The sequence below is a fragment of the Allostigmatella hybrida genome, from assembly GCF_020103775.1.
GTDB lineage: Bacteria > Myxococcota > Myxococcia > Myxococcales > Myxococcaceae > Hyalangium > Hyalangium aurantiaca.
The window spans coordinates 340,926-361,599 of sequence record NZ_JAHXBH010000006.1; the positions used below are offsets into that span (position 1 = coordinate 340,926).

Below are 20,674 nucleotides of genomic sequence, written 5' to 3' on the forward strand. Positions count from 1 at the left end.
CGCATGAGAAAGCTGCTTGTGGTGATGCTGTCCGGCCTCTGTCTCGTTGGCTGTGGCGCCCAGCACCTGGGAGGCGAAGAGGCCGTCAGCCAGATCGAGCAGGACTTTGGTGGTCCGGGCGGACTGATGGACTTCTTCGAGAGCCACTCCGAAGACGAGATCCGCTGGGCGATGGCGCCCTACGGCGTCGGGTTCATCACCCCGGCCGCCATCACCGAGTGTCCGCAGTTCTTTCCGGCGAGCGATCGGAATGCCTGGCACAGCTTGAATGGCATGTACCACTTCATTGACAGCTCGGGCCGGCCGCACCGGGCCTACGCGTACTTGCCGCCGATCGCCGCGGCGGCGCGCGCCGAGACGTGCCAGACCAACGTGGGCCGGTGGGGGGACGCGGCGGACCCCAGCAACGACTATGACGGGGGACACCTCATTGGCTCTCAGCTCGGAGGGTGGGGCGGGCGGGCGAACCTCGTCCCGCAGGATGCCAATTTCAATCGCGGAAACTGGGTGGTGCTCGAGAACAAGATGGCCAAGTGCGCGGCCCTGCCCAATCGCCGGATGCGCTACTACGTCGGTGCGAACTACCCGAACATCAGCAGCATCGTCCCCAACGCCCTGATCATGGAGCTGCGCAACCAGGCCACCGGCGACAGCGTGTCGCTCTCCTTCTTGAACACGGACGCAGGAGGCCCGAACGGAGTGGCCGAGAAGAACCGGGGCGTGAGCTTCCTCACCAGTGCGGGGTGCAATTAACGCCCCGGAAAACGGTTCTCCTGGACAGCGAACCGTTGCCCACAGCTGGTTTTTACTTTCAAGAGCGCAAGCACCCGGCGAATCGGCTACACGGCCCGCACTTTTCCCCGCCGAGTGCTCGCGATGCCTGTCTCTGCTTCTTCTGAAAATCCCTCTCTTTCCCCACGTCCCGCCAGCAATCGAAAGGGGTGGATCCTCGGCATCCTGGCTTTGCTGGGAGTCATCGCCGTGCTCGTGGGCATCAAGGCGGCGCAGATCGGCGCGATGATCGACGCGGGGGCCTCCTATGTCCCGCCCCCCGAGTCCGTCACCTCGGTCAAGGCCGAGGCCATCACGTGGCAGGCCTCCCAGCGGGCCGTGGGCACGGTGCTCGCGGTCCGGGGCGTGACGCTGGGCTCCGAGCTGTCCGGCATTGTCCGTGAAATCGGCTTCGAGAACGGCGCGCGGGTGAAGAAGGGGCAGGTGCTCGTCCAGCTCGACACCGCCAGCGAGGCGGCCCAGTTGGTGGGAGCCGAGGCGGACGCGGAGCTGGCCCGGCTCACCCGCGCCCGCGTCCAGTCTCTGGCCACCCAGGGCTCCAAGCCCCAGGCGGATCTCGAGGCCGCCCAGGCGCGCGCGGTCCAGGCCGAGGCCACGGTGACCCACCTGCGCACCCTCATCGCCAAGAAGGTCATCCGCGCGCCCTTCGATGGCCGCATCGGCATCCGCCAGGTGGAGCTGGGCCAGGTCGTCTCCCCGGGCAGCCCCATCGCCTCCCTCCAGTCCATGGATCCCGTTCATGTGGAGTTCCTCCTGCCGCAGCAGGCCCTGGCGGACGTGAAGGAGGGGCAGAAGGTGCGGGTCCAGGTCGATGTCTTCCCGAAGGACACCTGGGAGGGCGCGCTCACGACCATCAACCCCGAGGTGGAGCTCTCCTCCCGCAACGTGCGCATGCGCGCCACCGTGTCCAACACGGACGGGCGGCTGCTGCCGGGCATGTTCGCCTCCATCGATGTGCTCTCCGAGGACGCGCGCCAGGTGGTGGCCATCCCCACCACCGCCGTACTCTTCGCCCCGTATGGAGACTCGGTGTTCGTCCTTGAAGAGGGCAAGGATGCTGCCGGGAAGCCGAACCTCGTGGCGCAGCAGCGGTTCACGCGGCTGGGCGAGCGGCGGGGGGATTTCATCGCGGTGACCTCGGGGCTGAAGCCCGGAGAGACCGTGGTCAGCAACGGCGTCTTCAAGCTGCGCAATGGCGCGGCCGTCGCCGTCAACAACGCGCTGGCGCCGCAGGCCGAGACCGCGCCCCAGCCCGTCGCCCCGTAGTGGAACGGAAGACGGCCCCATGAACTTCACCGATCTCTTCATCCGGCGTCCCGTGGTGGCGCTGGTGGTCAACCTGCTCATCATCATCGCGGGTCTTCAGGCCATTCAGTCGCTCAACGTGCGGCAGTACCCGCGCAGCGAGAACGCCGACATCGTCGTGACGACGGCCTATATCGGCGCCAGCGCGGAGCTGGTCCGGGGCTTCATCACCACGCCCCTGGAGCGCGTCATCGCCTCCGCGGACGGCATCGACTACGTCGAGTCCCAGAGCGCGCAGGGGGTGTCCACCATCCGCGCCCGGCTCAAGCTCAACTACGACTCCAACCGCGCGCTCAGCGAGATCAGCTCCAAGGTCGACCAGGTGCGCGGCGACCTGCCCCCCGAATCCCAGGTCCCCGTGCTCAGCATCGAGTCCGCGGACAGCCAGGCCGCCATGGCCTACCTCAACTTCTCCTCCGACTTCCTGAAGCAGAACGAAATCACCGACTACCTCGTGCGGGTGGTGCAGCCGCGGCTGTCCGCCATCGAGGGCGTGCAGCGCGCGGACATCCTTGGGGCGCGCACGTTCGCGATGCGCGTGTGGCTGAAGCCGGACCGGATGGCCGCGCTGAACATCAGCCCGGCGCAGGTCCGGCAGGCGCTCGCCAGCAACAACTACCTGGCCGCGGTCGGGCAGACGAAGGGCTCGCTCGTCCAGGTGAACCTCACGGCGAACACGGACCTGCGCTCGGTGGAGGAGTTCCGGCAGCTCATCGTGCGCCGGGACGGCGGCGCGGTGGTGCGGCTCTCGGACATCGCGGACGTGGTGCTCGGGGCCGAGGATTATGACAACGACGTCCGGGCGGGCGGGAAGGAGGCGGTGTTCATCGGCCTGTGGGTGCTGCCCCACGCCAACTCCCTGGATGTCCTGAAGCTCGTGCACGCGGAGATGAACGCGCTGCAGAAGGAAATGCCGGAGCAGATCCAGGGGGGCATCACCTTCGATGGAACGGAGTACATCCAGGACGCCATCGATGAGGTGGTGAGCACGCTGGTGGAGACGCTGATCATCGTCGTGGTGGTCATCTTCTTGTTCCTTGGCTCCGTGCGCTCGATTCTGGTGCCGGTGGTGGCCATCCCGGTGTCGCTCATCGGCACGGTGTTCCTGATGCAGCTCTTCGGGTTCACCGTGAACCTGCTCACCCTGCTGGCGGTGGTGCTCTCGGTGGGATTGGTGGTGGATGACGCCATCGTCGTGGTGGAGAACGTGGAGCGCCACCTGCGCGAGGGGCTGCGGCCCGTCGAGGCCGCCCTCCGGGGGGCGCGGGAGCTGGCCGGGCCCATCATCGCGATGACCCTCACGCTCGCCGCGGTCTATGCGCCCATCGCCTTCCAGGGCGGGCTCACCGGCTCGCTGTTCCGCGAGTTCGCGCTTACGCTGGCCGGGGCGGTGACCCTATCGGGGGTGGTGGCGCTGACGCTCTCGCCAATGATGTCCGCCGCCCTGCTGCGCGCGGGGCACGAGGACCAGGGCCTGCCGGGGTTCATCAACCGGACGTTCGAGCGCCTGCGGGCCGCGTACGCGAGGTCGCTGGACCGCGCGCTGCGCGCACGGAGCGTGGTCTACACCGCGTGGGCGGTGCTGAGCGTGCTCGCGCTTCTCATGTTCTCGCAGTCGCCGCAGGAGCTTGCGCCCACGGAGGACCAGGGCATCGTCTTTGGCATCGTCAACACGCCGTCCAACTCCACGTTGGATCAGCTCCTCCCGTCCGTTCAGGAGGTGAACCGGACGGTGATGGAGATGCCGGAGGCGGCCTCTACCTTCCAGATCACCAGCCCGGGCTTTGGGTTCTGGGGCCTGGAGCTGAAGCCGTGGTCGCAGCGGCAGCGCTCCGCGGCGGAGGTGCTGGCCGAGACGCAGGCGCGGGTCAGCGCCATCCCGGGCATTCAGACCTTCCCCATCCTGCCCTCGGCGCTGCCAGGCGGTGGCAACTTCCCGGTGGAGTTCGTCATCGCCTCCACGGCGGAGGCGGAGGAGCTGCTGGGGTTCGCGCAGCAGCTCCAGGAGAAGGCGGCCCAGAGCGGGCTGTTCGCCTTCCCGCCGCTTATCGACGTGAAGATCGACCAGCCCCAGTCTCAGGTCGAGATCGACCGCGAGAAGGTGGCGCAGCTGGGGCTGAACCTCACCACGGTGGGGCAGGACCTGAGCGCGGCGGTGGGCGGCAACTTCGTCAACCGGTTCAACATCGCCGGGCGCAGCTACAAGGTCATTCCCCAGGTGCTCCGGGTGTCCCGGCTCAACCCCGAGCAGTTGAAGGACATCCACGTGACGGGCCCCAACGGCCAGCTCGTGGCGCTCTCCTCCATCGCCTCCATCCGGGACACGGTGGCGCCCCGGTCGCTCAACCGCTTCCAGCAGCTCAACGCGGTGAAGCTGAGCGGCGTGGCCATCCGGCCGTTGGACGAGGCGCTCACCTACCTGGAGACGGAGGCGTCCCGGATTCTGCCCAAGGGCTACAGCATCGATTACACGGGCGAGTCGCGGCAGTTGCGCGTCGAGGGCAACAAGTTCCTCCCGGCGTTCTTGCTCGCGGTGGTGCTCATCTTCCTGGTGCTCGCGGCCCAGTTCAACAGCTTCCGGGATCCGCTCATCATCCTCGCGGGGTCCGTGCCGTTGGCGCTCTTCGGGTCGCTGCTGACCACGTTCCTGAAGATGCCGAACCCGAACATGACGTTCTTCACCGACGGCTTCACCACCACGCTCAACATCTACTCGCAGGTGGGGCTGGTGACCCTGATGGGGCTGATCGCGAAGAACGGAATTCTCATCGTCGACTTCGCCAACCGGCTCCAGGAGGAGGGCCACACGAAGCTCGAGGCCGTGAGGGAGGCCGCCTCCGAGCGGCTCCGTCCGATTCTGATGACGACCGTGGCGACGGTCGCGGGCCACTTCCCGCTCGTCCTGGTGGAGGGGCCGGGCGCGGCGGCGCGCAACAGCATCGGGCTCGTGCTGGTGACCGGCATGGCCATCGGGACGATCTTCACGCTCTTCTTCGTCCCGGCGATCTATCTGCTCGTGGCCCGGACGCGCACGGTGTCCGCCGGCAGCGAGGCGCCGCTGCTCGTCTCAGCGCCCGCGCCTCAGCAGGGACACTGATAGGCTGAGGGGAATTTGGAGCGAGGAGCCAGGATGAACGTTCTCCCGTCGTTGGCCGTGCTGGCGTCGTGTGGGGTCCTCGGGTGTACCCACACCCCCGCGGTGCCCGTCCGCCATGTGGTGAGCAGCGCGGAGGCCCCGGCCTTCCTCCTGCCGGGAGGCAAGGGCACCGCGCTCCTGCTGGTCAACGCGGAGACGGGGGCGAGCGCGGCCTCGTTGGGCATCCTGGAGCTTCAGGCCGGCGCCGGGGTGCCCGAGCACATCCATGAGCACAGCGTGGAGATGCTCTACGTCGAGGAAGGCCACGTGGAGATGTCCATCGAAGGCCGCGCGCTGTCCGTGCAACCAGGGGATGCGGTCTATATCCCCGCGGGCGTCCGTCACCTCGCGCGCGTGCCCGAGGGCGCCCCCCGTTTCCGGGCTGTGCAGATCTACGTGGGCCCCGGCCCTGAGCAACGCTTCCGCCAAGGCGAGTCTGTGAAGGCGTCTGCCTCGCCCGAGTGAGGATTCACTGGGCGTGCGTCTGCTGGGCCCGCTCGGGCATACTCCGGGCCTCTCGCTGAACCGAGGAGTCCGCATGAAGACGGCGTCCCCGTGGGTGGTGGTGTCCCTCCTGTCCCTGAGCCTGGCGGCGTGTGGTGGTGCCGGGGAGGGAGAGGAAAGCATTCCGGAAGTGGAAGCCGGCTCCCAGACGTCGGCGGCCGCAGCGGGGTGCAGCATCACCTGTGACGATGGGCGGACCGGCTATTACGCGAGTGCGTCCACGCCCAACCGGTGCCTCTCTTACGCCTACAACTTCTGTGCTCCCGTGGGAGGCACCGTGCTCGTGCCGGGCTACCCCGGGGTGTCTTGGTAACCCGCTGGGCCATCGCCCCTGAGGGCGGTGTCACTTGTGCAGGCTCAGCCCCTTCACGGCCTTGTCGACCTGCTTGCGGCCGCCACGGACGGCGAGGCCCACCAGGTCGAGGTCCTCCGGGTTCTCCTTCCGGAAGACGTCGCGGTTGGCCTCGTCATGGCCCGTGGAGAACATGGCGCCGACATAGACCGTGGCGGCCAGCTCCCGTTCGAGCGCCACGCGGTGCGCGTCCTGGAGCTGCGCGCGGGAGGCACTGAAGATGAGCATCGGCTGGCCGAGCATCCGGCTGTAGCGCCGCCCCGCGGCATCTTCATAGGACTCGCCCAGGGCCTCGGGCGCCGAGGCGGTGACGCCGGAGGCCAGGAAGGCGGCGACATTCAGCTTCTGCCATCCGGCGAGGTCCTCGCGCACGATGAGGGCAATCTTGGTGGTGAACGGCTCGGGCATGGAGATCTCCTGGTGAGAGGGACATCCTCCGCGCGGGCGGCTCTGGCCGTCTGGAACGTTTGTGCACCGGAGGGCTGGTTGTGTGTTTTCTCCTTCAACGCGCGAAGGACTGTTTCCCAACATTCAGGCGATGAGGCACGGCCGCCGCGCTCACCGGCTTGGGGCCTCCAGGGCCGCCCGCTAGGTTCCCCAGGCTGTTCCTCCTTCAGGAGTGTTCACATGGGTCCATTCGTCAAGGTGATTGAGAAAGACGCCGATTTCGACGCCGAGGTGCTCAAGGCTTCCGTGCCGGTGCTGGTGGATTTTGGCGCCACGTGGTGCGGGCCCTGCAAGGCGTTGGCCCCTATCGTCGACAAGATTGGCCAGGACTACCAAGGCAAGATCAAGGTGTGCAGCGTCGACATCGATGACTGCACCGAGGTGACGAAGAAGTACGGGGTGAGGTCGGTGCCCACCGTGCTTGTCTTCAACAAGGGCGAGAAAGTGGGCAGCTCCGCCGGGCTGACGACTCGCGAGAATCTGCTCAAGCTGGTGGGCGTCTAGCCAACGGAGATGCACAGCGCGCGGTAGGCGGCGGGCGTCAGCCCGAACGCCCGGCGGAACCAGCGGCCCAGGTGGCTCTGGTCGGCGAACCCCACGGAGGCCGCGACATCCGCGGGTGCCTCCCCGGCCGCGAGCCGCTGGCGCGCGGCGGAGAGGCGAAGCTGGACGAGGTAGGCATGTGGCGGCAGCCCGTAGGCCGAGCGAAACGCCCGGGAGAGCTGGAACCGGTCCGCCCCACACAGCTGGGACAGCTCGTCGAGCCCGAGGTCCTGCTCCATCCGCTCCCGCAGCAGGTCGCGGGCCCGGCGGGCGGCACGGGTGGCCGCCTCCCCCGTGCGCAGCACCACCGAGGCCCCGAGGTGTGGGTTGAGCGAGGCGGCCAGCGCATCGAGCGCCTCGTCTCGCGCGAGCCGGGACTCGGGGGCGTGAAGCCTCCAGAACGCCTGGCGGATGGTGGCCGCCAGGTGGGGCTCGTCCTTGAGGGTGGTGCTGAAGCCCGCCTGGCGGTCCGGAAAGCGGCCGTCAGCTGCCCGGCTGCACGTCTCGGCCAGCCAGGACGGCGGCAGGTAGAGCATCAGATAGGTGAAGCCCGCCGCCTCCGGGGCGTTTCCGTCATGGGTCTCGCCGGGCTCGATGAGGATGGCGCGTCCAGGCGTGCTGCGGTGGAGCGCGCGGCGGCACGAGAACTCCTGGAGCCCCTGTTCCGTCACGCCCACGAGGTACGCGTCGTGGAAGTGCGGATCGTAGGCGTGGCCCGTGAAGTGGGCCCGGATGGTCTCGATGCCCGTGGCCCCATCCCGCGTGACATCGACCCAGTTGCGGCTGGGCCGGGAAGCACGGGCACGCTCCAGGGAGGGTGATCGCGGACCGGACATCTCGCGCCGGGACGCTACCACGGCCGTGGCGGCGGGCGGCTCCGCTATTGGACCCGGACGCCGGCGGAGAAGGTGTCCGTCAGCGCTCCACCTGGGTATTCACGGGAGCTGGTCGCGGTCAGCAGACACACGGACCCAGGGAGCGCCGAGTTGAAGAAGAAGTTGGCGAAGCACGTCGTGGTTCCGCAGGTCTGCGTGCTCGACGTCGCGTAGGTGGAGGTGCCGTTGCACGTCACCAGAAGCTTGTTGACCCAGCCCTCGTTGGTTTCGATCTGAAACTGCATCTTCCTCAGGGCGGGCATGGGCGGGAAGTTACCCGGCGTCTGGGAGCCGGGGGCTCCCCGGGTCACGACGCCATTGTAGGTCGTGCCTCCCGAGAAGTGGGTCATGGTGAGCTTGGTGATGTACGGCCGGGGAACGTAGGTCGCGGCGGTATTCACGGTTCCGGGGCTGGGCTGGACGGTGACCGACACGGAGGAGGTGACGCTCTTGTCGGCCACCGAGGCGGTGAGGGTGAGGGCGCAGGTGCCCGCGGCGCTGCCGGTCCACGTGGTGGTGGCGGCCGAGGCATCGCTGAACGTGCCGCCGGTGCAGGTGCTGGTCCAGGCGTAGGTGATGGTGGCCCCCGTGGGGTGAACCACATCCGAGGTGAGCGTGATGGCTTCACCGGTCAGGGGGTTGGCGTTGGAGGCGGTGAGCGACTTGATGATGGGCTCGAGCGTCTGCTGGCCCGGGTCCGGCGCCGGGTCCAGCATGTAGATCATCACGGCGGAGGTGGCGCCCGCGGTGACGGTGACGTTGGCGGAGCCGGAGGCGACGGCCGGTTGGGAAGGGTCAGCGGTGAAGGCCTCCGCGGTCAGGACGTACTGGCCTTCGGGGAGGGTGAGGGTGCCCTGGAAGAACGGGTTGGGGGGCGTGCGCGTCAGCGTGGCGGAGACGCCCGAGGGCTGCGCGGTGACGACGACCCGGTCAATCTGGTCGAGCGAGAGCCCCTGGATGGTGAGCATCACGCCGGACGGAGCCGGAGTGGGCTCCGTTTCCTGGCCGCAGGCCAGAAGGGTGGTGAAGGCAAGCAGGGAAAGAATTGAAACGATTTTCGAGGTGGGCACGGACCTCTCCTCACGGCAGGGCGGTGGACAGTTCCGCCGGGGGGAAAGGGTGCTCTTTGGCAAAATGAAAAGTCAATTGGCGGACTGAAGACCCAGGCAGCTTTCAAAGGTATGTCAGGAAAACCGGGTGTGCCTCAGGGCCGCGAAGCGCTGGCGCGCTGCATCATGCCGGGCCGAAGTTGAAAGCCGGACAACGGGCTCACGTTTCTCCGGTGTGGCGGTGGGCCGAGGGGTCTCGGGCGCGGTCCGGGTCAGACAGGAGGGATAGAGAGGGCGCCACGAGGCCCATCTGGCCGGGGCCTCGCACCAGGAGAAACCCTTGGCTCGAGCACTTTTGACCCAACCCCAACGGCTCTTTGTCTTTCTCGCCACGCTTTGTTTTCTGATTCCCTCCGCCCAGGCGGAGCCTGCGCTGCCTGCCCACGGCAACGCCCCCTCGGATGCCTACCGGTGGGTGGACATCGCGCTCGAAGCCACGGCCCGGGAGGTGGAGCGGCGGGGCGCGCGGCCCACGGTCATCTCCCGCTCCCACGCCATCGTGGTGACCGCGATGTTCGACGCCTGGGCGGCGTATGACGCGCGCGCCGTGGGCACCCGGCTGGGAGGCACCCTGCGCCGGCCCCCCGCGGAACGGACCCTGGCCAACAAGCGCAAGGCCATCGCCTATGCCGCATACCGGGCCCTGGAGGAGCTCTTCCCGGAGGACTCCGCCTGGCTCGCGGACCAGATGCGGCACATGGGGTACGACCCGGACGACACCTCGATCCAGCCCTCTACTCCCCAAGGGGTGGGAAACACCGTGGCGGAGGCGCTCCTGACCTGGCGGCGGCACGATGGCGCCAACCAGCTGGGGGATGCGCCCGGCTCCAGCGGCCCGTACTCCGACTACACCGGCTATACCCCCGTCAACCCGCCCAACGTCATCATCGACCCGGACCGGTGGCAGCCCATCTCCTTCGAGGATGGCAACGGCGGCACCGTCACCCCCGGCTTCCTGACCCCCCACTGGTACTTGGTGAAGCCGTTCGCGCTCGTGTCCAGTGACCAGTTCCGTCCCCCGCCTCCGCCGAAGGTGGGCTCGCGCGCGCTCGCCCGGGAGGTGCGGGAGATCATCCGGTTCAACGCGAACCTCACCCCGGAGCAGAAGGCCCTCGTCGAGTTCATGCGCGACGGCCCCCGGTCCACGGCCCAGTCGGGCCACTGGCTGCGGTTCGCGCAGGACGTGTCCCGTCGCGATGGGTACGGCCTGGACCGGGACGTGAAGCTCTTCTTCACCGTGGGCAATGCGGCCCTGGATGCCTTCATCGCCGCGTGGGAGTCCAAGCGCTTCTACGACTCCTCCCGCCCGTGGACGCTCGTCCGCTACTACCGCGAGGGCGGCGAGCTGATGGGCTGGGTGGGGCCGGGCCAGGGCGTGGACCGGATTCCCGCCGGGCAGTGGCGCCCGTATTCGCCCTCCACCTTCATCACGCCGCCGTTCCCGGGCTACGTCTCGGGCCACAGCACGGTGAGCGCCGCGTGCGCCCGGGTGCTGGAGCTGTTCACGGGCAGCGACACCTTCGGCAAGGTGGAGCACCTCACCGCCGGTGCCCTCACGGAGCCGGGCTTTGCCTGCAACATCATCCAGCAGCGCCGGGGCCGGCCCTCCAACGACACGCCCGAGGACTGCGAGGTGACCCTGGAGCTGCCGACCTTCAGCGAGACGGCGGAGCTGGCGGGCATCTCGCGGGTGATGGGCGGCTACCACATCCAGTCGGACAACATCGCGGGCCTGGAGCTCGGACGCGACGTGGCGGACTTCCTCTGGCCCCGGGCGCGGGCGTACTGGGCCCCCGAGGCGCCCTGAGGCGCGGGGACGGGGCACCGGGTTGCCGGGCCCCGTCCGCACCTCACGAGGGAGGGGAGCGCATTGACCGCCCGCCGAAGGGCGGGTCGGCCTGGATGGCCTGGGCCAGCCGGTCCGCGAAGGCGCGTCCCTCCCGGGCGAAGGCCGTGGCCTCCTCCGGGGTCAGGCGCACGCGCACCTCGAATTGGACGATGCCGCCCACCAGCACCTCGATGGACAGCGCCCCGTCCTGGCCTCTCAGCACGCGGTACAGGAGGGGGCTCTGGAGGAGCACCTCCTCGGCGCTCACGGAATCTCCGCCACCTGCGTCCCGGCCACCGGGGCGTTGATGACCATCATCTCCGGCACGCCGCCGGACGTGTAGCCGCCGAACTTGAAGCAGTCCTTCTCCTCGGGCGTGGTGCACTTCCACACGCCCGGATCCGCCTCCACCGGCAGCCGCGCGCAGACCTTCTGCGCCGCCAGGTCCAGCGTCATCATCCGCAGCGGGCCTTCGAAGTTCTGCGCGGGCAGGCCCAGCGCCTGGCCCAGCACCGCCGGATCATGCTTCCCGTCCGGCGTCTTCGCCTTCTCCACCGCGCCCTGGATGGTCGCCGCCGGCGCCGCGAACAGGTAGCAGGCCACGTCGTTGCAGCGGCCGAAGTTCTTCGCGCCCGTCTGCACCACGAACTTCTGGTAGGCGCTGTCCGTCATCAGCCACGACACCTTGCGGCCGGAGAAGTTCTTCTCCACGTGCTGATCGATGCCGTAGGGGCTCGCCATCGCGTCCGCCTGCTTGGAGATCTCCTTCTGCGTGTCATCGCAGTTCTCCACCAGGGACCCGGGGCCAGGCGCGCCCGTGTCCGGCGGCTGGGTGCCTCCCTTCATGGATGCACAGCCCACCAGGGCCGTCAGACAGGTCATCAGCATGGCGCGGAACATCGGCTTCATGGTCATTTCTCCGGAAGCGTTGGGGTGAGGGGGCCGGATATCACAGGGCGTGTGAGAGGTGCGCGCGGACCGCGTGAGCGATTCTGCGGCACGGCGTGGGAGGGCCCAGTAGAATCCAGCGCACCTGGCGCTTTCTTTGGGGATTCCTCATGCAGAGCCTCCTCGACAACCTCTTCTCCTCGGTGGATGCGGTCCCGGCGTCCGCCCGTATTCCGGACTTCACCGAGCAGCGCGAGTACCTCATCGGCGGAAAGCTGCTCACCTGGCAGGGCGAGCTCAATCCCGTGCGCAGCCCCGTGTGTGTGCAGACGGTGCGGGGGCTCGAGCAGAAGGTCATCGGCAGCACGCCGCTGCTCACCTCGAAGGAGTCGCTGGCCGCGCTGGATGCGGCGGTGCATGCGTATGACCTGGGCCGCGGCCTCTGGCCCACCATGCGGCTGGCCGAGCGCATCGAGCACGTGGAGCGCTTCATCACCCGGATGCAGGAGCAGCGTCAGCCCGTCGTGAACCTGCTCATGTGGGAGATCGGCAAGACGCAGAAGGACGCCGAGAAGGAGTTCGACCGCACGCGGGACTACCTCGTCGAGACGCTGTCGGCCCTCAAGGAGCTGGACCGCAACTCGGCCCGGTTCGTCCAGGAGCAGGGCATCATGGGGCAGGTGCGCCGCGTGCCGCTGGGCGTGGCCCTGTGCATGGGGCCCTACAACTACCCGCTCAACGAGACGTTCTCCACACTGTTCCCCGCGCTGCTCATGGGCAACACCGTGGTCTTCAAGCCCGCCAAGTTCGGCGTGCTGCTCATCCGCCCGCTGCTGGAGGCGTTCCGGGACAGCTTCCCGCCGGGCGTCATCAACATCATCTACGGCCGGGGCCGGGAGACGGTGGGCGCGCTCATGGAGAGCGGCAAGGTGGACGTGTTCGCCTTCATCGGCACCAACCAGGGCGCCAGCGAGCTGAAGCGGATGCACCCCAAGCCGCACCGGCTGAAGGCGGTGCTCGGCCTGGATGCGAAGAATCCGGCCATCATCCTTCCGGACGCGGACCTGGAGAACGCGGTGAGCGAGTGCGTCCTGGGCGCACTGTCCTTCAATGGCCAGCGGTGCACGGCCCTCAAGGTCCTGCTGGTGCACAAGAAGATCCTCGGGCCCTTCCTGGAGAAGTTCATCGCCGCGGTGGGCAAGCTCAAGCCGGGCCTGCCCTGGGAGCCCGGCGTGTCGCTCACGCCGCTGCCGGAGCCGGGCAAGCCCGCCTACCTCAAGGGGCTCGTGGACGATGCGGTCCGGCACGGGGCCCAGGTGCTCAACCCGAACGGCGGGGAGGCCCGCGGCTCCTTCTTCTATCCGGCCATCGTGTCGCCGGTGAACGAGCAGATGCGGCTGTACTACGAGGAGCAGTTCGGCCCCGTCATCCCCATTGTCCCCTTCGAGGAGGACGCGGAGGCCATCCGCTACGTGGTGAACTCGCCCTATGGGCAGCAGTTGAGCCTCTTCGGCAAGGACGCCAAGCGCATGGGGGCCCTGATCGATGCCTTCGCGAACCAGGCGGGCCGCATCAACCTCAACACCCAGTGCCAGCGTGGGCCGGACACCTTCCCCTTCAGTGGCCGCAAGGACTCGGCCGAGGGCACCCTGTCGGTGGCGGACGCGCTGCGCGTGTTCTCCATCCGCACGCTGGTGGCCACCAAGACGACGGCGGAGAACAAGGCCTTGGTCCAGCACATCCTCACCGAGCGGGACTCGGCCTTCCTCACGACGGACTACATCTTCTGAGGCGCCCGCGCGGGTGAGGGCGGACTACGCCTTCTCCTGCGCGGAGACCTTGGCCGGTGCCGCCCCGGTGCCGCGCACCCCCACCACGGTGCGCCACGAGGTGGCCAGCAGGATGATGGAGCCTCCGACGAGGGCCCAGGGGCCGGGTTGTTCGCCGGCGAAGACAAAGGCCCAGACGGGGTTGAGCACGGGCTCCAGGAGGACCAGCAGCGAGGCCTCCACCGCCGGCACGTCGCGCAGCCCCCGTTGAAAGAAGGCATAGCCCAGGCCGAGCTGGAAGATGCCGAGGAAGGCCAGCAGCCCGGTGTCCATGAGGGTGGGCGAAGGGCCGGACAGGGCGGGCGTCAGCAGGCCGAAGCCGGCGATCAGGTTGCCCCAGAACAGGATGGCGGAACCCTCGGTGCTCGCCGCGCGCATGCCGAGAATCGTGAGCGCGAAGGCCACGCCCGAGCCCAGCGCGACGAGGTTGCCCTGGAACTGGCCCGGGGAGAGCTGGTCCAGGAAGAACAGGCTCAGGCCGAGCAGGAAGATGGGCACCGCGGCCAGCTCGCCCCGCGAGGGCCGCTCCCGGAGCAGCAGCGGCGAGAGCAGGAGGAGGTAGAGGGGCGCGGTGTCCTGCAGGAAGATGGCGTTGGCGGAGGTGGTGAGCTTGTTGGCGAAGATGAACAGCACCACCGTGGCCGCGTACGCCGCCGCCACGGCGAGCATCCGGAGGTTCGGACGCCGGCGGCTCTCGGGGAAGATGAGGAAGAGCACCACGGCGGCAATCAAGGACCGCCCGGAGGAGAGCTGAAAGGCGTCGAGGTGGGACAGCTTGATGGCGGCGCCGGCCGTGGACCAGAGGGCGGCGGCACCTAGCAGGTAGAGTCGGGGACGGAGCATGGGGCGGTGGCGGCGGGACATAGCGGGCCTGCCGCCGCGAGTCCATGCGCAGGACATGCAGGCGCCCCGGGCGGTGCTTGTTAACTCCTTGAGTTTTGGCTGGATGAGGACATAGGAACGCGCTCCCCCTCCTTTCTGAGGGCTCCCGGGCAACGCTCAGCATGCAAACCGGTTCACCGCGCGCTTACCTTCTTCCCGCCCTGGGCTGGTGCTTGCTCCACGGCCTGTGCGCCCTGCCGCTCTTCGGCGCGGAGTTGCTGCGGGCCATCGAGCGCGCCCCGGCGGACCCGCGCGCCGCGCTGGCCGTGGGGTCCTTCGTGCAGGCGCTCTTCCTGGGCCTGGTGGCCTTCACCGCGACGCTCCCGTTCCTCGTGCTTCGGCGTGGGTACGTGTGGGCGGCCTCGCTCGTCACGGCCCTGCTGCTGGCCTTTCTGGTGCTGGATTCCCTGGTCCACGCCTCCATGGGCTTCCACGTGAATGGGCTGGTCATCGCGGTGGCGATGCAGGCCTCCGCCATTGGGGAGACGGGGCTGCGGCGGGAAGAGGTGATGGAGATCGCCGCCATCGGGGCCGTGGTGATGGCGCTGGATGTGTGGGTGGGCGCGTGGGTGATGCGCCGGTTCGCCACGCCGCGCGGCCCGTGGCGCTGGGTGCTGGCGCTCGTGCTGCTCTGGGGCGCGGAGCGGGTCACCACCGCCTACCTGCTGTTCTCGGCCGGGGAGTCCGTCCAGGCCGCGGCCACCATTTTGCCCCTCCAGCCGCCCGTGCGCATGAACCGCATTCTGGCGTCGCTCACCGGCCGCCCGGCCTCGCAGGGGCTGCGCTTCGGGGCGACGCCGCAGGCGGGCACCTCCGCGGCGAAGGTGGCGCCCTCCGAGGTGCGCTTCACCCGGCGGCCCGACGTGGTGCTGTTCCTGGCCGAGAGCCTGCGCGCGGACTTCTTCACCCCGGAGGTCATGCCGCTCATGAGCCGGCGCGCCGAAGGGGGCACCACCTTCCTGCGCCACTACAGCGGGGCGAGCTCCACGGACTACTCCCTCTTCAGCCTGTTCTACTCGCTGGATGCCCAGCGGCGCGACGCGGTGATGGGGGCAGGGCAGACGCCGCTGCTCTTTCCCGTGCTGCGCCAGAATGGCTACCGGGTGGCCCTGCTCGCCGCCTCCTCGGTGGACTGGATGGGGCTGAAGGACACCGTGTTCCGCGATGTGCGGGACGGGTTGATCACCAATTACGAGGGGAAGCACCGGATCAAGGATGCCGCGATGGTGGAGGATGCCCGGCGCATTCTCCGGGACACGCCGGTGGATCAGCCGCTGTTCCTCTTCGTCTTCTTCGTGGGCACGCACTTCAACTACGACTATCCGCCCCGGGCCGCCGTGTTCTCTCCCGCGTGGGATGGGAAGGGCTCCCTGTCCGCCACGCAGATTCCCGCCGGGCAGCTGCGCGCCCGGGCCCAGAACGCCGCCTACGAGGTGGACCTGAAGATCGACGAGCTGCTCACCGAGATGACGGAGACCCGGGGGCGTGCGCCGCTCATCGTCTTCAGCTCCGACCACGGGGAGGAGTTCCGGGAGCATGGCCGGGTGGGCCATGGCTCGGACGTGACCAGCTCCCAGCTTCATGTCCCCATGGTCATCATCGACGAGCGGATGCCGCCGGGCCGGGTCGAGACCCTCACGGGCCATATCGACGTGGTGCCCACGCTCTTCTCGCTCCTGGGGGACACGCATGATCCGGCGCTGTTCGGGGATGGCGCCTCCATGCTCACCCCGGACCCCACGCGCTACCTGCTGGCCACCGTGGGGTGGGAGCCCCGCTACGCGCTGATCGGCCAGTCCCTCAAGGTGGTGTTCGGCCCCGCCCAGCCGGGCACGCTCATCACCACCCCGGATGACCGGCCGCTCCTGGATGCGAGCAGCCGCTTCGCCGCCGAGGTGCCCCGGCTCCTGCGCCGGCTGCGCGACGGGGGAAGCACGCCTTCCACTCCGGGTCCCACCCAGGCCCCCGGGGAGTGACGTTTCCAGCCCGGCAACGGAGCGGGTTAAGAAGGCGCGATGACAAAGGGCAGGTGCCGGAGCGGGTGGGGACTGTGGCTGGTCCTGTGGCTGTCGGGCTGCGCCACGAATGCTGCCCACCGCCGCGTGGCCGGGGAGGTGGACGCGCTGACGGCGAGACCGGACTTCCATGGCGTCGTGCTGGTGGCCGCCGGGCGGGGGCAAGCGCCGTATCTTCGTGCCCACGGCATGGCCAACGCCGAGGCCGGTGTGGCCGCCACGGCGGCGACGCGCTATCAGATCGGTTCCGTTTCCAAGTGGCTGACGTCGATCGTCGTCTTGCGCCTCGTGGAGCGGGGAACGCTCGGCCTCGACACGCCCATCGGGCAGTGGCTGCCGGCCCTGCCGGAGCAGACGCGTGAGCGGGTGCTGCTTCGCCACCTGCTGTCGAACACGAGCGGCATTCCCAACGGCGTCATGGAGGCCTACAAGAAGGACCGGAGCATGGCGCTCCGGCAGCTGTCCGCCGCGGAGGCTGCGCGCACCTACGGCTCCGGGGCGCTGCAAGCCGTGCCCGGGGCCGCCTGGGATTACTCCCTCACCAACTGGGTGCTGGTGAGGGCCCTCCTCGAGCAGGCCAACGGCAAGTCCTTCGAGCAGACCGTGGAGGAGGAGCTGCTCGGGCCGCTGAAGCTGAAGGACACGGGCCTTCCCGCCGGGAGCTTCGCGGACGTGCCGGGGGCCGCCATGGGGTACACCGCCTTGCAGCCGGTCCCCCAGCGCAAGCTGGAGCCGGTGCCTGCCTATGCGGCGGCTTCGGGCACCTTCTACAGCACCGCGGAGGACTTGCGCCGCATCGCCGAGGCCATCGACGGGGGCGGCTTCCTGTCGGCGGACTCCGTGCGGGAGCTGTCGACGGTCACCGTGCCCGAGGCCCGCTATGCGCTCGGCGGCCGCGTCGAGACGGTGCTGCTGGGTGGCCGGAACCGGGAGGTGACGTGGGAGACCGGCCAGTTGGGGGCCTTCAAGTCCGTGGTGGCCCACGTGCCGGGTGGGGGCGCCACCGTCGTGATCCTCAACAACACGAACCTCCCGCAGTCCGAGCTGGGAGCGGCCGCCCAGCGCCTCTTGCAAGCGATCGAGCCGCGTTAGCGCGTCCTCCGCTGCCAGTCTTGAGGAGGTTCACGGAGAGTGGTTTTCTCAAGATTGAATTTTTCTCGTTATTTGAGATCCAGCGCGCCGCGCCCCACGCAATCTCCAGATGTCGTGCCCACAACGGACGCTTTTCGGAGCGTCCGTATCCCCCTGGAGTTGCCGCATGAAGAAGTCCTCCGTGTTTGCCGCGCTGATGCTGTTGTCCGCCTGCGGGACCGGTCCCCTGGATGAGGGAACCCCCCAGGCCGAGCCCGGCGTGGACACCGCCTCGTTGGAGTCCTCGGGCCGCTACCTGGTGGCCTTCAAGAACCGGCCGGGGGCCGCCGAGCACGCGCTGCTCAAGCAGATGGGCGCCAACCTCCGCAAGGACTTCTCCGAGCTGAACGTGGCCGCCGTGGAGATGAAGCCGTCGAAGATGGCCGCGCTGATGCGCTCCAACCTCATCGAGGCCATTGAAGAGGACGCCATCCGCATGCCGCTGGGGCTCGCCACCAGCCAGCTCACCCCGTCCACGGGCAACGGCCTCTACGGCCTCATCACCACCCAGGCCACCGCGGTGCACGCCCGGGGCATCACCGGCGCCGGCATCAAGATTGGCGTGGCGGATACCGGCCTGGACTACACCCACCCGGACATCGCCCCCATTTACAAGGGCGGCATCGACACGGTCAGCAATGACTCGGATCCGTGGTGGAACAACGACGTGAACGAGACGCACGGCACCCACGTGGCGGGCACCATCGTGGCGGCCAACAACAGCGCGGGCGTCTATGGCGTGGCCTACGGCGCCCAGCTGTACCATGCGCGCGTGCTCGGCCCCAACGGCGGGACGACCTCGGACATCATGGACGGCGTGCGGTGGCTGGTGGAGACGGCCGGCTGCAAGATCGTCAACCTGAGCCTGGGTGGCGGCACGAAGTCGCGCATCGAGGAGAACTTCTACAAGGAGATGCGCACCAAGGGCGCCCTCATCGTCGCGGCCACGGGCAATGACGGGGCCTCGAAGGTCTCCTTCCCGGCCGGCTACGCCACCAACATCGCCGTGGGCGCGGTGGATGTGAACAACGCCCTGGCCACCTTCTCCAACCGGGGCACCAACATCGACGTGGTGGCGCCGGGCGTGATGGTGCTCTCGTCGGTGCCCGGTGGGACGGGCAGCGAGGCGTCGGTGTCGACCACCGCCACCTTCATGGGCCTGGGCTTCGAGTTCGCGGGCCGCACGGCGGGCCTCACCAAGACGATCGTCCATTGCGGCCTGGGCCAGGCCGGGGAGTGCCCCACCTCGGTGAGCGGCAACATCGCCCTCATCCAGCGTGGGACGATCAACTTCTCGGACAAGGTGCTGAACGCGATGAACCAGGGGGCCGTGGCGGCCATCCTCTACAACAACGTCGCGGGGGAGTTCAGTGGCACGCTGGGCACGGCCACCACCGCTGACGGCCGCGCGTGGATCCCCACCATCGGCGTGTCCGACACCACCGGTGCCAGCCTCAAGGCCCAGGCGGGCGCCAGCGGCACCGTGGTGAACCAGGCCTCGGCGTGGGACCTCTATGACGGCACCTCGATGGCCACCCCGCACGTGGCCGGCGTCCTGGGCCTCATCTGGTCCTCGAAGCCCGCGCTCACCAACACCCAGGTGGAGACCCACCTCTTCAACACGGCGATGAACCTGGGCGCCGCGGGCTACGACACCACCTATGGCTACGGGCTCGTGAACGCGAGCGCCGCGGTCAAGGCGGCCTCCGGCCTGTAGTCCTCTCGGGACGCCTGCTCCCTCTGGGGCAGGCGTCCGGGGAGTTCATCTGTTGGCGCGGGGCTCCCACCGGAGCGGAAGGCTCAGGGGGCCCCGCGCGATGTACGACTGGGACCACTGCACCTCCTGCCGGGTGAGCGAGACGCCGCGGACGCGGCGGAAGAGGGCTTCCAACCCCAGGCGGGCTTCCATGCGCGCCAGCATCGCCCCCAGGCAGAAGTGGATGCCGTGGCCGAAGGGCAGATGGGCTTGGGCTTCCCGGCCGGGGTTGAAGCGGTCCGCCTCCGCGAAGCGCTGCTCATCCCGGAGCGCCGCGCCCAGCAGGACGGCGACGAGGGCCCCCTGGGGGATTCGCACGCCGCCCAGGTCCGTGTCCTCGGTCACCAGCCGGAGGCTGGACTGGGCCGGTGGCTCGTAGCGCAGCACCTCCTCGATGAGCGCGGGAATGCGGCGCGGGTCCTCACTCACGCGCGCCATCTCGCCCGGATGCTGGGCCAGCACGAGCAGGGTGTTGGAGAGCAGGTGGGCCGTCGTCTCGAAGCCGGCGGGCAACAGGCTGAAGAGGAAGCTCATGAGCTCGTCCTCCGTCATGCGCTCCGTGTGGACCAGCTCGCTCACGAGATCCTCGCCGGGCTGGGCCCGGCGCGATGCGATGAGCGCTTGGAAGCACGCCTCCATCTCGTGAATGCTCCGGCGGATGTCCTCCATGCGTTCTGGCGTGGGTTGGCTCGCGGGAATGCTGAGCAGATCCTCCGCCCACCGCCGCATGTCCGGCCACCGTTCCGGGTCCAGGCCGAACAGGAGGTTGAGCACGCGCACGGGAAGCGGCAGGGCGAAGGTGGCGGTGAAGTCCACCTCCCGCTGCTGGACCGTGGCCTCCGCGAGTTCCTCCGCGAGGGCGCGCACCTGAGCCTCCATCCGCTGGAGGGCCGGACCGCTGAAGGCCTTGCTGACCAGGCTCCTGAGCCGGGTGTGCTCTGGCGGATCCTTCATCACCAGTGAGAAGGCCACGGGATTTCGCGCCAACCAGGGCGGCAGAAAACCCCGGCCCAGGCCCACGGAGGAGAAGCGGCGGGTGTCCTTGAGGACCGCCACCACGTCGTCATACCGGCTGACGGCCCACAGTCCTCCCGGCTCCACTTGGCAGACCGGGCCTTGCCGGAGCTGTGCATAGAGGGGGTAGGGATTGGCCCGCACGCCGGGGGCCATCAGGTTCAGGGGAAAACGCATCGGTTCATGCCTCGGACAGGGAAGCGGGGAGGGAGCCGGGGCCGAGCCAGGGCAAGGGGTGTGCCACCGCGGGTCCGTCCAGGCGCCCGAG

Annotated in this window: 18 protein-coding genes; 11 read left to right on the forward strand and 7 right to left on the reverse strand. The window is 68.8% G+C overall.

Annotated elements, in window-relative coordinates; all coding sequences use genetic code 11:
* Positions 1-3 precede the first annotated feature (3 nt).
* The 5 genes from KY661_RS13945 to KY661_RS13965 all read left to right on the forward strand — a co-directional run bounded on the left by KY661_RS13945 (position 4) and on the right by KY661_RS13965 (position 6,050).
* Positions 4-753, forward strand: a complete 750-nt coding sequence (locus KY661_RS13945; RefSeq protein WP_225410659.1) for a DNA/RNA non-specific endonuclease — start codon at positions 4-6, stop codon at positions 751-753.
* Positions 754-981: 228 nt separating this feature from the next.
* Positions 982-2,058 carry an efflux RND transporter periplasmic adaptor subunit gene (locus KY661_RS13950; RefSeq protein ID WP_225410660.1) on the forward strand — a complete coding sequence of 359 codons (1,077 nt, stop codon included), beginning with the start codon at positions 982-984 and terminating at the stop codon, positions 2,056-2,058.
* A 19-nt stretch (positions 2,059-2,077) separates the two neighbouring features.
* On the forward strand, positions 2,078-5,194 hold the full coding sequence (locus tag KY661_RS13955; protein ID WP_225410661.1) for an efflux RND transporter permease subunit: 3,117 nt from the start codon (positions 2,078-2,080) through the stop codon (positions 5,192-5,194).
* Between the two features lie 33 nt (positions 5,195-5,227).
* Positions 5,228-5,698 (forward strand): cupin domain-containing protein, encoded by a 471-nt coding sequence (locus KY661_RS13960; protein ID WP_225410662.1) that lies wholly within the window; start codon positions 5,228-5,230, stop codon positions 5,696-5,698.
* Between the two features lie 73 nt (positions 5,699-5,771).
* The gene (locus tag KY661_RS13965; protein WP_225410663.1) at positions 5,772-6,050 is read left to right on the forward strand and encodes a hypothetical protein; all 279 of its coding nucleotides are present in this window, start codon (positions 5,772-5,774) and stop codon (positions 6,048-6,050) included.
* A 30-nt stretch (positions 6,051-6,080) separates the two neighbouring features.
* On the opposite strand, the gene KY661_RS13970 is transcribed toward KY661_RS13965, so the two are convergent.
* Positions 6,081-6,497, reverse strand: coding sequence for a DUF2000 domain-containing protein (locus tag KY661_RS13970; RefSeq protein WP_225410664.1), 417 nt, complete (start codon positions 6,495-6,497; stop codon positions 6,081-6,083).
* A gap of 219 nt (positions 6,498-6,716) precedes the next feature.
* Between KY661_RS13970 and trxA the strand changes: the two genes are divergently transcribed.
* Positions 6,717-7,040 carry a thioredoxin gene (gene trxA / locus KY661_RS13975; protein ID WP_225410665.1) on the forward strand — a complete coding sequence of 108 codons (324 nt, stop codon included), beginning with the start codon at positions 6,717-6,719 and terminating at the stop codon, positions 7,038-7,040.
* Here trxA and KY661_RS13980 read toward each other — a convergent pair.
* Entirely contained in the window at positions 7,037-7,915 is an 879-nt protein-coding gene (locus KY661_RS13980; RefSeq protein WP_225410666.1) for an AraC family transcriptional regulator, read from the reverse strand. The two genes, trxA and KY661_RS13980, sit on opposite strands and share 4 nt — an antisense overlap.
* Before the next feature lie 44 nt (positions 7,916-7,959).
* The gene (locus tag KY661_RS13985) at positions 7,960-9,024 is read right to left on the reverse strand and encodes a hypothetical protein (RefSeq protein WP_225410667.1); all 1,065 of its coding nucleotides are present in this window, start codon (positions 9,022-9,024) and stop codon (positions 7,960-7,962) included.
* A gap of 319 nt (positions 9,025-9,343) precedes the next feature.
* Between KY661_RS13985 and KY661_RS13990 the strand changes: the two genes are divergently transcribed.
* On the forward strand, positions 9,344-10,870 hold the full coding sequence (locus tag KY661_RS13990) for a vanadium-dependent haloperoxidase (RefSeq protein ID WP_225410668.1): 1,527 nt from the start codon (positions 9,344-9,346) through the stop codon (positions 10,868-10,870).
* Positions 10,871-10,913: 43 nt separating this feature from the next.
* Here KY661_RS13990 and KY661_RS13995 read toward each other — a convergent pair whose 3' ends face one another.
* Positions 10,914-11,159, reverse strand: a complete 246-nt coding sequence (locus tag KY661_RS13995) for a hypothetical protein (protein ID WP_225410669.1) — start codon at positions 11,157-11,159, stop codon at positions 10,914-10,916.
* Positions 11,156-11,800, reverse strand: coding sequence for a hypothetical protein (locus KY661_RS14000; protein WP_225410670.1), 645 nt, complete (start codon positions 11,798-11,800; stop codon positions 11,156-11,158). The genes KY661_RS13995 and KY661_RS14000 overlap by 4 nt, the downstream gene beginning before the upstream one ends.
* A 149-nt stretch (positions 11,801-11,949) precedes the next feature.
* Here KY661_RS14000 and KY661_RS14005 point away from each other — a divergent pair, with 149 nt between their 5' ends.
* Positions 11,950-13,569 (forward strand): NADP-dependent glyceraldehyde-3-phosphate dehydrogenase, encoded by a 1,620-nt coding sequence (locus KY661_RS14005; RefSeq protein WP_225410671.1) that lies wholly within the window; start codon positions 11,950-11,952, stop codon positions 13,567-13,569.
* A gap of 24 nt (positions 13,570-13,593) precedes the next feature.
* On the opposite strand, the gene KY661_RS14010 is transcribed toward KY661_RS14005, so the two are convergent.
* Positions 13,594-14,451, reverse strand: a complete 858-nt coding sequence (locus KY661_RS14010; protein WP_225410672.1) for a DMT family transporter — start codon at positions 14,449-14,451, stop codon at positions 13,594-13,596.
* A 161-nt stretch (positions 14,452-14,612) separates the two neighbouring features.
* Between KY661_RS14010 and KY661_RS14015 the strand changes: the two genes are divergently transcribed.
* The 3 genes from KY661_RS14015 to KY661_RS14025 all read left to right on the forward strand — a co-directional run bounded on the left by KY661_RS14015 (position 14,613) and on the right by KY661_RS14025 (position 19,353).
* Positions 14,613-16,466, forward strand: coding sequence for a sulfatase-like hydrolase/transferase (locus tag KY661_RS14015; protein ID WP_225410673.1), 1,854 nt, complete (start codon positions 14,613-14,615; stop codon positions 16,464-16,466).
* A 39-nt stretch (positions 16,467-16,505) separates the two neighbouring features.
* Complete coding sequence (locus tag KY661_RS14020) at positions 16,506-17,597, forward strand: serine hydrolase domain-containing protein (RefSeq protein WP_225410674.1); 1,092 nt, start codon at positions 16,506-16,508, stop codon at positions 17,595-17,597.
* Positions 17,598-17,763: 166 nt separating this feature from the next.
* On the forward strand, positions 17,764-19,353 hold the full coding sequence (locus KY661_RS14025; RefSeq protein ID WP_225410675.1) for a S8 family serine peptidase: 1,590 nt from the start codon (positions 17,764-17,766) through the stop codon (positions 19,351-19,353).
* A gap of 45 nt (positions 19,354-19,398) precedes the next feature.
* Here the strand turns inward: KY661_RS14025 and KY661_RS14030 are convergent, their stop codons facing one another.
* The gene (locus KY661_RS14030; protein WP_225410676.1) at positions 19,399-20,583 is read right to left on the reverse strand and encodes a cytochrome P450; all 1,185 of its coding nucleotides are present in this window, start codon (positions 20,581-20,583) and stop codon (positions 19,399-19,401) included.
* Positions 20,584-20,674: the final 91 nt, after the last annotated feature.

Coding starts and splice junctions, on each gene's coding strand:
- KY661_RS13945 (WP_225410659.1), top strand. CDS start 4: ATGAGAAAGCTGCTTGTGGTGATGCTGTCCGGCCTCTGTCTCGTTGGC.
- KY661_RS13960 (WP_225410662.1), top strand. CDS start 5,228: ATGAACGTTCTCCCGTCGTTGGCCGTGCTGGCGTCGTGTGGGGTCCTC.
- trxA (WP_225410665.1), top strand. CDS start 6,717: ATGGGTCCATTCGTCAAGGTGATTGAGAAAGACGCCGATTTCGACGCC.
- KY661_RS14015 (WP_225410673.1), top strand. CDS start 14,613: ATGCAAACCGGTTCACCGCGCGCTTACCTTCTTCCCGCCCTGGGCTGG.
- KY661_RS14020 (WP_225410674.1), top strand. CDS start 16,506: ATGACAAAGGGCAGGTGCCGGAGCGGGTGGGGACTGTGGCTGGTCCTG.
- KY661_RS13955 (WP_225410661.1), top strand. CDS start 2,078: ATGAACTTCACCGATCTCTTCATCCGGCGTCCCGTGGTGGCGCTGGTG.
- KY661_RS13965 (WP_225410663.1), top strand. CDS start 5,772: ATGAAGACGGCGTCCCCGTGGGTGGTGGTGTCCCTCCTGTCCCTGAGC.
- KY661_RS14010 (WP_225410672.1), bottom strand. CDS start 14,451: ATGCTCCGTCCCCGACTCTACCTGCTAGGTGCCGCCGCCCTCTGGTCC.
- KY661_RS14005 (WP_225410671.1), top strand. CDS start 11,950: ATGCAGAGCCTCCTCGACAACCTCTTCTCCTCGGTGGATGCGGTCCCG.
- KY661_RS14000 (WP_225410670.1), bottom strand. CDS start 11,800: ATGAAGCCGATGTTCCGCGCCATGCTGATGACCTGTCTGACGGCCCTG.
- KY661_RS13980 (WP_225410666.1), bottom strand. CDS start 7,915: ATGTCCGGTCCGCGATCACCCTCCCTGGAGCGTGCCCGTGCTTCCCGG.
- KY661_RS14025 (WP_225410675.1), top strand. CDS start 17,764: ATGAAGAAGTCCTCCGTGTTTGCCGCGCTGATGCTGTTGTCCGCCTGC.
- KY661_RS14030 (WP_225410676.1), bottom strand. CDS start 20,583: ATGCGTTTTCCCCTGAACCTGATGGCCCCCGGCGTGCGGGCCAATCCC.
- KY661_RS13970 (WP_225410664.1), bottom strand. CDS start 6,497: ATGCCCGAGCCGTTCACCACCAAGATTGCCCTCATCGTGCGCGAGGAC.